This is a genomic window from uncultured Comamonas sp. (assembly GCF_964277875.1).
GTDB classification, from domain to species: domain Bacteria; phylum Pseudomonadota; class Gammaproteobacteria; order Burkholderiales; family Burkholderiaceae_C; genus Comamonas; species Comamonas sediminis.
This window is the reverse complement of record NZ_CAXYJV010000009.1, coordinates 28,467-39,601: the sequence shown is the minus strand read 5'-3', so window position 1 is coordinate 39,601 and position 11,135 is coordinate 28,467. Positions and strand designations below refer to the sequence as shown.

General features: G+C 60.9%; 8 protein-coding genes and 5 tRNA genes. 12 read left to right on the top strand and 1 reads right to left on the bottom strand.

Annotated features, from left to right (window positions below; all coding sequences use genetic code 11):
* Nucleotides 1-54: 54 nt before the first annotated feature.
* The 12 genes from ACHWUQ_RS04135 (at nucleotide 55) to ACHWUQ_RS04080 (ending at nucleotide 10,227) form a co-directional block, all read left to right on the top strand.
* A tRNA-Leu gene (locus ACHWUQ_RS04135) sits at nucleotides 55-141 on the top strand.
* A 489-nt stretch (nucleotides 142-630) separates the two neighbouring features.
* Nucleotides 631-1,944 carry a trigger factor gene (tig, locus tag ACHWUQ_RS04130; RefSeq protein WP_230774937.1) on the top strand — a complete coding sequence of 438 codons (1,314 nt, stop codon included), beginning with the start codon at nucleotides 631-633 and terminating at the stop codon, nucleotides 1,942-1,944.
* 150 nt (nucleotides 1,945-2,094) lie between these two features.
* A complete protein-coding gene (gene clpP, locus ACHWUQ_RS04125) occupies nucleotides 2,095-2,703 on the top strand; it encodes an ATP-dependent Clp endopeptidase proteolytic subunit ClpP (RefSeq protein WP_239809109.1) in 609 nt (202 codons plus the stop codon).
* A 101-nt stretch (nucleotides 2,704-2,804) separates the two neighbouring features.
* On the top strand, nucleotides 2,805-4,076 hold the full coding sequence (clpX, locus tag ACHWUQ_RS04120) for an ATP-dependent Clp protease ATP-binding subunit ClpX (protein ID WP_312413297.1): 1,272 nt from the start codon (nucleotides 2,805-2,807) through the stop codon (nucleotides 4,074-4,076).
* A 201-nt stretch (nucleotides 4,077-4,277) separates the two neighbouring features.
* Complete coding sequence (lon, locus tag ACHWUQ_RS04115; protein WP_394680419.1) at nucleotides 4,278-6,737, top strand: endopeptidase La; 2,460 nt, start codon at nucleotides 4,278-4,280, stop codon at nucleotides 6,735-6,737.
* A gap of 138 nt (nucleotides 6,738-6,875) precedes the next feature.
* Nucleotides 6,876-6,951, top strand: a tRNA-Gly gene (locus ACHWUQ_RS04110).
* Nucleotides 6,952-6,991: 40 nt separating this feature from the next.
* Nucleotides 6,992-7,065: transfer RNA gene (locus tag ACHWUQ_RS04105), tRNA-Cys, on the top strand.
* Between the two features lie 383 nt (nucleotides 7,066-7,448).
* The gene (locus ACHWUQ_RS04100; protein WP_043824220.1) at nucleotides 7,449-8,213 is read left to right on the top strand and encodes a M48 family metalloprotease; all 765 of its coding nucleotides are present in this window, start codon (nucleotides 7,449-7,451) and stop codon (nucleotides 8,211-8,213) included.
* Nucleotides 8,214-8,362: 149 nt separating this feature from the next.
* A tRNA-Gly gene (locus tag ACHWUQ_RS04095) sits at nucleotides 8,363-8,438 on the top strand.
* 98 nt (nucleotides 8,439-8,536) lie between these two features.
* Nucleotides 8,537-8,627: transfer RNA gene (locus ACHWUQ_RS04090), tRNA-Leu, on the top strand.
* Between the two features lie 329 nt (nucleotides 8,628-8,956).
* Nucleotides 8,957-9,583 carry a DUF6806 family protein gene (locus ACHWUQ_RS04085; RefSeq protein ID WP_013803265.1) on the top strand — a complete coding sequence of 209 codons (627 nt, stop codon included), beginning with the start codon at nucleotides 8,957-8,959 and terminating at the stop codon, nucleotides 9,581-9,583.
* Nucleotides 9,584-9,615: 32 nt separating this feature from the next.
* A complete protein-coding gene (locus ACHWUQ_RS04080) occupies nucleotides 9,616-10,227 on the top strand; it encodes a M48 family metallopeptidase (RefSeq protein ID WP_012204534.1) in 612 nt (203 codons plus the stop codon).
* A 1-nt stretch (nucleotide 10,228) separates the two neighbouring features.
* On the opposite strand, the gene murI is transcribed toward ACHWUQ_RS04080, so the two are convergent.
* Entirely contained in the window at nucleotides 10,229-11,119 is an 891-nt protein-coding gene (gene murI / locus ACHWUQ_RS04075) for a glutamate racemase (RefSeq protein ID WP_099734160.1), read from the bottom strand.
* Nucleotides 11,120-11,135: the final 16 nt, after the last annotated feature.

Here is an 11,135-nt window from a genome sequence, read left to right as displayed (position 1 = left end):
GTGGATTGACCTAAAAGCAGACAGTTGGCTGGCAAGCCGGCTGCAGCTGTAATCGCGCGGGTGGCGAAATTGGTAGACGCACCAGGTTTAGGTCCTGACGCCAGCAATGGTGTGCGGGTTCGAGTCCCGCCCCGCGCACCAAAATTTAATAGCAGAAGGTACAAGCACCATCTGCTATTGCAATGCATATGAGCCGAATTTCCAACAGGAGATTCGGCTTTTTTCTTGGCGTTTTGCGCCAGCGGCTGCCGCCATCAGGGTCTGACCCTGCGCCATGGCGGTATTGGCATCCAGGAAAAGAGCTGGCTTTATATATAATGTTCGGTTTCGGTCGATGGCGCCTTGCGCTGCACCGCTTTCGTGACAACGGTGGTTTTTGCCGGGTCACGCCAGGTGTTGCTTGCTACTGAATGCGCTGTCATCGTTTGATTTTTGGGTGTGCTGGGCTTAGGGCCAGTCGCCTATCTACTGGGACCCCAGGTTGTAAAACGGTGCCAATCCCCGTTGATGCCATCCCCGATGTGACACGGACAGTCCTCGCATCGGACGCAAGCTTTGCCGCTTGCAGGCTGGCTTGAATGGCGTTTGCACACCGTGGCCGGAAGGGTTCGTGCCTAACTAGGATTAACCATGGCAGTGAATGTTGAAACCCTTGAAAAGCTCGAGCGCAAAATTTCGCTGAGCTTGCCTCTCGCATCCGTGCAAACCGAAGTGGACAGCCGCCTGAAGCGCCTGGCCCGCACCGTGAAGATGGACGGCTTCCGTCCCGGCAAGGTGCCGATGAACGTGGTGGCACAGCGCTATGGCTATTCCGTTCAGTACGAAGTGCTCAACGAGAAGGTCGGCGAGGCGTTTGCCAAGGCCGCCAACGAAGCCGAACTGCGCGTGGCCGGTCAGCCCAAGATCACTGAAAAAGAAGGCGCACCTGAGGGTGAGCTGGCATTTGATGCCGTGTTCGAAGTGTTCCCCGAAGTCAAGATCGGTGACCTGGCTTCCGCGGAAGTCGAGAAGCTGGCTGCCGACGTGGACGACGCTGCCATCGAGAAGACCATCGACATCCTGCGCAAGCAGCGTCGCACCTTCGCCCAGCGCCCAGCCGACACGGCTGCCGTTGATGGCGACCGCGTGACCGTGGACTTCGAAGGCAAGATCGACGGCGAACCCTTCGCTGGCGGCAAGGCTGAAGCATTCCAGTTCCTGATCGGCGAAGGCCAGATGCTCAAGGAATTCGAAGACGCAGTGCGCGGCATGAAGACCGGCGAATCCAAGACTTTCCCGCTGGCATTCCCTGAGGACTACCACGGCAAGGAAGTGGCTGGCAAGACCGCCGACTTCCTGGTGACCGTCAAGAAGGTGGAAGCCGCCAACCTGCCCGAAGTGAACGAAGCACTGGCCAAGTCCCTGGGCATTGCTGACGGTTCCGTCGAAGGCCTGCGCGCCGACATCAAGAAGAACCTGGAGCGTGAAGTCAAGTTCCGCGTTCAGTCGCGCAACAAGCAAGCCGTGATGGAAGCCCTGGTGTCCAAGGCTGAGCTGGACCTGCCCAAGGCCAGCATCGATGCCGAAGTCGGCCGTCTGCTCGAAGGTGCCCGTGAAGAGCTGAAGCAACGCGGCATCAAGGACGCTGAAAAGGCGGAAATCCCTGCTGACGTGTTCCTGCCCCAAGCCGAACGCCGCGTGCGTCTGGGCCTGGTGGTGGCCGAACTGGTCAAGGCCAACAAGCTGGAAGCCACGCCTGAGCAAATCAAGGCCCACATCGACGAGCTGGCATCGAGCTACGAGAAGCCAGAAGACGTCGTGCGTTGGTACTTTGGTGACCGCCAACGTCTGGCCGAAGTCGAAGCCGTTGTGATCGAAAACAACGTGACCGAATTCGTGCTGGGCAAGGCCAAGGTCAGCAACAAGACCGTGTCCTTCGACGAACTGATGGGCCAGCAAGGCTGATAAGCGCGCGGGCGGCCATGGCCGCCAGCGCGGCGGCCAGCTGAAAACAGGGGCTTGTGCTTTTGGGCGCAGGCCCCATTTTATTGGGGTACAGTTAGCGCAGTCACAGTGCATTGACGCTAGCTTCCACCTATCCTGAACGGAGATGTAATGAGCGCACAAGATATTCAGAACTTGGGTTTGATCCCGATGGTGATCGAGCAATCGGGCCGTGGTGAGCGCTCGTTTGACATTTACTCGCGCCTGCTCAAGGACCGCGTGATTTTCCTGGTCGGTGAAGTCAACGACCAGACTGCCAACCTGGTGGTCGCCCAGATGCTGTTCCTGGAAAGTGAAAACCCCGACAAGGAGATTTCGCTCTACATCAACTCGCCTGGCGGCAGCGTGACGGCCGGCATGGCCATTTACGACACCATGCAGTTCATCAAGCCACAGGTCTCGACGATGTGCCTGGGCTTTGCCGCGAGCATGGGTGCTTTCCTGCTGGCCGCTGGCGAGAAGGGCAAGCGCTACTCGCTGCCCAACTCCAAGATCATGATCCACCAAGTGCTCGGCGGCGCCCGTGGCCAGGCGACGGACATCGAAATCCATGCCCGCGACATCATCCGCACCAAGGAGCAGATGAACCGCATCCTGGCAGACCGCACTGGCCAGCCTTATGACAAGGTCAAGGCCGACACCGAGCGCGACTACTTCATGACGGCGCCAGAAGCCCAGGAGTACGGTTTGGTCGATACTGTGGTAGAAAAGCGCCCATAAGTAGGCTTTTCCGGTGAAGCGGCCCCAACCCTACCGGTTGAGGCCGCTTTGTAGTTGGTTATCATTGTTTCCACATAGATTCGATTGAAGGCATTGCCCCCATGGCCGAGAAAAAAGGCTCATCCAGCGAAAAAACCCTGTACTGCTCCTTCTGCGGCAAGAGTCAGCACGAGGTGAAGAAACTCATTGCCGGACCGTCCGTGTTCATCTGCGATGAGTGCATCAACCTCTGCAACGACATCGTGCGCGACGAGGTGGCGGCAGAAGGCAAGGAGGGCGAGAAGGCCAAGGGCAATGATCTGCCGACACCGGCCGAGATCAAGGCGGCCCTGGACAACTATGTCATCGGCCAGGATCCGGCCAAGCGCACATTGGCGGTAGCGGTGTACAACCACTACAAGCGCCTGGCGCACAAGGACAAGGCGGGCAAGGACGATGTGGAGCTGGCCAAGAGCAATATCTTGCTGATCGGCCCCACCGGCTCGGGCAAGACCTTGCTGGCCCAGACGCTGGCCCGCCAGCTGAACGTGCCCTTTGTGATGGCGGACGCCACCACGTTGACGGAAGCGGGCTATGTTGGCGAGGACGTCGAGAACATCGTGCAAAAGCTGCTGCAAAGCTGCAACTACGATGTCGAGCGGGCCCAGCGCGGCATCGTCTACATCGACGAAATCGACAAGATCACGCGCAAGGCGGACAACCCCTCGATCACCCGCGATGTGTCGGGCGAAGGCGTGCAGCAGGCGCTGCTCAAGCTGATCGAAGGCACGATGGCCTCGATCCCGCCCCAAGGCGGGCGCAAGCACCCGAACCAGGATTTCCTGCAGGTGGACACGACCAACATCCTGTTCATTTGCGGCGGCGCGTTTGCCGGGCTCGAGAAAGTCATCGAGAACCGTTCCGAAGCATCGGGCATCGGTTTCAGTGCCACCGTCAAGAGCAAGCAGCAGCGCTCCATCTCCGAGGCGTTCCGCGACATCGAGCCGGAAGACCTGATCAAGTTCGGCATCATCCCCGAGCTGGTAGGCCGTCTGCCGGTGGTCACTGCGCTGGCCGAGCTGTCGGAAGACGCGCTGGTCCAGATCCTGACCCAGCCCAAGAACGCGCTGGTCAAGCAGTACAACAAGCTGCTGGGCATGGAAGGCGTGGAGCTGGAAGTGCGCCCCGATGCGTTGACCGCGATTGCGAAGAAGGCGCTGGCCCGCAAGACCGGTGCCCGGGGACTGCGCTCGATTCTGGAGCAGTCGCTGATGACAACCATGTTCGATCTGCCGACGACCGACAATGTGGCCAAGGTCGTGGTCGAAGAGGCGACGATCAACGAAGGCAAGCCGCCCCTCCTGGTCTACCGGGAAGCGGCAAAGAAGGCCTGATGGGCCTGATGGCAGAGCGCCCCGCGGGGGGACTCTGCCATCTGTGTTTTACGAGGGTCGCCTGGCGCTGCCGGGCTGTATCCAAAGGGCTTGAGGGTGTATTTGCCGGCCTGCACCCGCCCCGGCCCCTGGTTTTTGATGGCCAAGGGTTGAAAAATCACTTTTACGAATCATCTTCGTACAAGTTTCAAAAGGATTTTCATGTCCGACAACCACACCCCTTCCTCCCATTCCCTGGAATTGCCCATGCTCCCGCTGCGGGACGTGGTCGTTTTTCCGCACATGGTGATCCCGCTGTTCGTTGGCCGTCCCAAGAGCATCAAGGCCTTGGAGACCGCGATGGAGGGCGACCGCAAGATCATGCTGGTGGCCCAGAAGACGGCCGCCAAGGACGATCCCACCGTCAACGACATGTTCAACGTTGGTTGCGTCTCGACCATCCTGCAGATGCTCAAACTCCCCGATGGCACCGTCAAGGTGCTGGTCGAGGGCGTGCAGCGCGCGCTGGTGCAGGAGATTGCGGAAGGCGAGGACTACTTCACCGCCCAGATTGAACCGGTAGAGGCCGGCGACAGCGCCGACAAGGCCAGCGAGATCGAGGCCCTGCGCCGCGCCGTGATGCAGCAGTTTGACCAGTACGTCAAATTGAACAAGAAGATCCCGTCCGAGATCCTGACCTCCATCTCCGGCATCGATGATGCCGGCCGTCTGGCCGACACCATTGCCGCCCACCTGCCGCTGAAGCTGGAGAACAAGCAGGCCGTGCTGGAGCTGCAAAAGGTGCAGGACCGCCTGGAAAACCTGTACGACCAGCTCGAACGCGAAGTCGACATCCTCAATGTCGACAAGAAGATCCGTGGCCGCGTCAAAAAGCAGATGGAAAAGAGCCAGCGCGACTTCTACCTGAACGAGCAGGTCAAGGCGATCCAGAAGGAGCTGGGCGAGGGCGAGGACGGCGCTGATTTGGAAGACCTTGAGAAAAAGATCAAGCTCGCCAAGATGACGCAGGATGCGCGCAAGAAGGCCGAAGGCGAGCTCAAGAAGCTCAAGCTGATGTCGCCGATGTCCGCCGAAGCCTCGGTGGTCCGCAACTACATCGAAACCCTGGTGAACCTGCCCTGGGGCAAGAAAACCAAGGTCAAGAAGGACCTGGTGGTGGCCGAGGACGTGCTCAACGAAGACCACTATGGCCTCGACAAGGTCAAGGACCGCATCCTCGAATACCTCGCGGTGCAGCAGCGCGTCGACAAGGTCAAGGCACCGATCCTGTGCCTGGTCGGCCCACCTGGCGTCGGCAAGACCTCGCTGGGCCAGTCGATTGCCAAGGCCACCGGGCGCAAGTATGTGCGCATGGCGCTAGGCGGCATGCGCGACGAGGCCGAGATCCGGGGTCACCGCCGCACCTACATCGGCGCGATGCCAGGCAAGGTGCTGCAGAACCTGTCCAAGGTCGGCACGCGCAATCCGCTGTTCCTGCTCGATGAAATCGACAAGCTGGGCATGGATTTCCGGGGCGACCCGTCCAGTGCCTTGCTGGAGGTGCTCGACCCCGAGCAGAACAGCAAGTTCGGCGACCACTATGTGGAAGTCGACTTCGACCTCAGCGATGTGATGTTTGTCGCCACCTCGAACTCGATGAACATCCCGCCGGCGTTGCTGGACCGGATGGAAGTGATCCGCCTGGCCGGTTACACCGAAGACGAGAAGACCAATATCGCGATGCGCTACCTGCTGCCCAAGCAGATCGAGAACAACGGCGTCAAGGCCGGTGAACTCGAGTTGCGTGAGGACGCCGTGCGCGACATCGTGCGCTACTACACCCGTGAAGCCGGTGTGCGTTCGCTCGAGCGTGAACTGTCCAAGATCTGCCGCAAGGTGGTCAAGAACATCCAGCTGGGCAAGGCGCAGGCACCGGTGCAGGTGACGGCCGACAATCTGCCCGACTACCTGGGCGTGCGCAAGTTCACGTATGGCCATGCAGAGCAGAAGAACCAGGTGGGCCAGGTCGTGGGTCTGGCCTGGACCGAGGTGGGCGGCGATCTGCTGACCATCGAAGCAGCAGCCATGCCCGGCAAGGGCGTCATCAACCGCACTGGCTCGCTGGGCGATGTGATGAAGGAGTCGGTCGAGGCGGCCCGCACCGTGGTGCGCAGCCGTGCGCGCTCGCTCGGTATCCGCGATGACGTGTTCGAAAAGCGCGACATCCACATCCACGTGCCCGATGGCGCCACTCCCAAGGATGGCCCCAGCGCCGGTGCCGCGATGACGACCGCGCTGGTGTCGGTGCTGACCGGGATCCCGGTGCGCGCCGATGTGGCGATGACCGGCGAGATCACCTTGCGTGGTGAAGTGACGGCCATCGGTGGCTTGAAGGAAAAGCTGCTGGCTGCGCTGCGTGGCGGCATCAAGACCGTGATGATCCCGGAAGAGAACGTCAAGGACCTGGCCGAGATCCCCGACAACGTCAAGAGCGGTCTGGAGATCGTGCCGGTGCGCTGGATCGACAAGGTGCTGGAAGTGGCGCTCGAAACCACGCCTGCGCCGCTGAGCGACAGCGATGCGCCGGCTGCAGAACCCGTGCCGGTGGTGCCAGCCGCTGCGGTCGCTGCCACTGCCGCCAAGGCCGCGCCAGCGCGCCGCTCGCGTGCCGTCAAGCACTGACGGGCTGCGGTCCTGACCGGAAAACCGGCCCGTCATCAAAAACGGGCTGGTTTGCCAAAAAGACCAAAAAATATGCGTTACAATGCATACCATCGCGGAGCCCGGTATATAATAGCGGACTTCCGGTAAAGCGGATATGCGGGAATAGCTCAGTTGGTAGAGCGATACCTTGCCAAGGTATAGGTCGACGGTTCGAACCCGTTTTCCCGCTCCAAATTGGCTGTGTTGATGGTTTCAGCATGGCAACAATCCATGGCGCGATAGCAAAGCGGTTATGCCCCGGATTGCAAATCCGGTTAGACCAGTTCGACTCTGGTTCGCGCCTCCAAAAATTCATTGCAGACACAGTGTTCAAAAGGCCCCTCGGGGCCTTTTTCTTTTTCTGCATCACGGATCGTTGTTGGTCCTTGGTGCCATGTCTCCGCAGCGGCCTCGATTTGGCTGGCGCATCTTTTTCTCTTCCGATTCAGTGCCATGGCGGTGCTTCACGCTCTGTGCATCGACAGCATGGCTGCATGCCTGTTTTGGTCATTCATTGCTGATTTGGTGAATTTAATTGTTTCCATTTGTTTTGAATGAGCAGTCGTCATTGAAATTTGACATTGCTTATCCATTGAGAAATTGCAAGAAATTGCAAATGGGTTGTCATTGCCGGTAGATTGAATTGGGGGGTCGTGGATATGATGCGCGCTTCATTTATCGGGAGGGATTATGAAGATCAAGTTATTGACGGCGATTGTTGCCAGCGGCGTGGTGCTGGCGGGCTGTAAAACCATGGAGTCTGCCGATGTGGGCGGGTTGCTGGATTCGGGCTCCACGGCCATGAAGGCCATGACGCTCACGGATGACGACGTGGTCACGCTGTCCAATGATTCCTGCGCAGCCATGGATGCCCAGAACAAGGTGGCAGATGCAAAGAGCAAGTACACGCTGCGGCTGAACAAGGTGATTGCCGGCATGCCGCAGGCTGTCAATGGGAAGAAGGCTGTCTACAAGGTCTATATGACGCAGGACGTGAATGCCTGGGCCATGGCCAATGGCTGTATCCGTGTCTACAGCGGCCTGATGGATCTGATGAACGATGACGAGCTGCGTGGCGTGATTGGCCATGAAATCGGGCACGTGGCACTGGGTCACAGCAAGAAGCGCATGCAGACGGCCTATGCGGCTTCGGCTGCACGCTCTATTGCGGCCAATAGCGGCAATTCGGCGCTGGCCTCGCTGTCGCGTTCGCAGGCGGGTGATCTGGGTGAGAAGTTCATCAATGCCCAGTTCTCGCAGTCGCAGGAGTCGGCGGCTGATGACTACTCCTTCGATCTGCTCACGGAAAAGAAGATGAGCCGCCAGGGGCTGGTCACATCGTTCCAGAAGCTGGCCAAGCTCAGCGCCGGCAGCGGCGGCAGCTCCATCCTGAGCTCCCATCCGCCGTCCGAACAGCGGGCCAAGCGCATGCAGGATCGCATCGACGGCAAGTAGGCGTCGACGGTGAAGCAGCCTGCCGCCGCAAGGTGCAAGGCGGGCTGCGATCTGCCTTGGTGCAGATTTTTTCCGGGCTTCTTCCGAAGCACCAAAAATCTGCGCTAGAATTCAAGTCTGCTCTGTGAAGCGCACAGCTTTATAGATACGCGGGAATAGCTCAGTTGGTAGAGCGCAACCTTGCCAAGGTTGAGGTCGACGGTTCGAACCCGTTTTCCCGCTCCAATTCAGAAAAAAGGGAAGCGGTAACGCTTCCCTTTTTCGTTGGTGCTGCAGTTGCAGGCGTGAGCAGTTCGCGCTGACCTGTGACGCTGCGGTGCAGGGCCCCGATGGTGAAATTGGTAGACACTGCGGACTTAAAATCCGCCGCTTCCGAACAGGGGCGTGCCGGTTCGATCCCGGCTCGGGGCACCACAACCCAATACGTACTAGGCATTGTTGCTATCTATACGGTAGCGGATTGAAGCAGCTAAGGCGCCTGCTGTTCCGCAAATTCAGGCGTCGTGCCGCAACGTGCATCGACGGGCCTGCCCGCTTGCTGCGCTGCACGGTGTCCATGCGTTGCCAAGACCTTGCCCGTTGGCATAACGTGCGAGAATCCATTCATCAGGCCCCGGGCTGCTTGCCTGGATGGCGCGGCTCGGGCAGACAGTGATGGCGATGCCTGCATGCGTTCCGTTGACGTTGATCGTGGCACATGGTGCGGCGTGACAGGTGTGGCCAAACTCATCCCAGACGAGAACATGTCGAATTACAACGCTCCATTTGAAATCCACGTGCACGGCCAAGTGCTGCTGCGCCCCGACACGACCTACGAGCAGTTGCAGGAAGCGCTGGGTCCGCTGTGGAAGTATGCGGGGGCCCGTTCCCTGGCCGATGGCGCTGGCAGCGTCTATGAGGAAGAGCCAGGCATCCAGTTCGATACCAAGGAGCGCCTGCTCCAGGTGTGCTGGACCGTGCGTGGTGACGAGGATTTCCGCCAGTCGCTGGACGACATGTGCATGGGCATCAACGAGCTGGCCGAGCAGGGCGCGGCCATCGAGGTGACCTTCTACGACACCGAGTTCGACGAGGAAGAGGAGTCCGAAGAGGCCGAGTCGCGCGACGACTTCGTCATGCTCTTCGTTGGCCCGACGCCCGCGGCCATCATGCAGGTGCAGCGCGATCTGCTGGTGCAGGACGTGGTCAACCTGATGGAGCGCCATTTCGACGGCTCCGAGCTGGGTGGTGTGGTGCAGGAGATCGACAAGCTGTTCTCCCAGCGCTTCGACGCCCTGGTCAGTTCGCTGGAGATCGGCAAGCCGCCGCGTGGCATGGGTGGATCGGGTTCGGGCCACGGCGGCAACCGCCGCCCTCGCCACCTGCATTGAGCGCAAGGCGCTGCCCCGCGCAGCGTACAGCCATGGCGGCACAGGCCAGCACGCCCAAGTATTCCGGAGCAGTCACCGAGACCGTGCGCCGCCAGCGCGAGCAGCGGCGCGAGGTGGCCGGTGGCGCGCTGCCGCTTCCCTACCTGTCCGCCTACCCGGCCGCGCTGCAGTCACAGGTGCGTGGCTGGCTGGCCGATGACAAGGCCGAGGCCTGGCTGCTGCGCAAGCATCCCGAGGCGCATGCCGTGCGCACGGACAAGAGCCTCTATGACTACGTGGATGCCCTCAAGGGCCGGCACATGCGCAATGCCGGCACGCTGAACAAGGTGGCCTACGACGGCCGCATCCATGTGGTCCACAACGCCCTGGGCCTGCACACGCGCCGCACCGTGGTGCAGGGAAGCCGCCTCAATGCACGGCATGAGATCCGCATCGGCGCACTGTTCAAGCAGGCGCCCGAGGCTTTCTTGCGCATGATCGTCGTCCACGAGCTGGCCCATCTGCGCGAGCCCGACCACGACAAGGCCTTCTACCAGCTGTGCACGCACATGGAACCCGACTACCACCAGCTGGAGTTCGAGCTGCGGCTGTACCTGAGCTGGATGGACCACTCGGGCCGGCGCCTGTGGCAAGCGCAGCCCTGATTCAAGCGGCAGTGGGGACGGCGCTGGATTCGCCGACCTGAACGGACGAGCAGCATTGCGCGGGCAGCTCCAGCCAGCGCGATGCGGCGGACTGCAGGGCCTGCAGCGATCCCGTGGTCATCAGCTGGACCTGGCCCTCTGCCGCGGGCAAGGGGCCTGATTCGCTGGCCAGGGTGCCCAGGCGGTCCAGCACGCGCCGCGTCTGGCGGGCCACCGGAGCGCCGGTGTCGATGAACTGGATGTCCGGCCCCAGCAGCGTGCGCAACTGCTCGCGGGCGAATATGTAGTGGGTGCAGCCCAGCACCAGGGAATCCATCTCGCCCGTCTTCTGTCCGAAGCTGCCTAGGGCATTCACATACTTGGCGCACAGTTGCGCCACCTCGGTGGCCATGGGGTCGGCGGGAACGGGTTGCTCCGTGCTTTCCTCGATGGCCTTGGCCAGTCCGTCGCAGGGCTGGACATGGAATTGAACGCGCTGGCCATGGTCGGCCACCAGGCGTGCAAAGCGTGCGCTGCTCACCGTGCCGCGTGTGGCCATCACGCCCACGTGGCCGGTCTGGCTCGACAGCGAAGCGGGCTTGATGGCGGGCTCCACGCCGATCAGGGGCAGTTCGGGCATTTCGGCGCGCAGCATGTCCACGGCCGCTGCCGTGGCTGTGTTGCAGGCGATCACCAGCACCTTGATCTGGTGCTGCTCGCGCAGATGGCGCGCAATGGTGCGCGTGCGCTGCTGCACGAAGGCATCGCCACGCGCATCGCCATAGGGTGCATTGCCGCTGTCGGCCAGGTAGACGAAGCGCTCATGCGGCAGTTCATGGCGCAGCGCCTGCAGCACGCTGAGGCCGCCGATGCCGCTGTCGAAGACGCCGATGGGAGAGGCCGGGGAGGTCATGTGGAGATGCGGATAA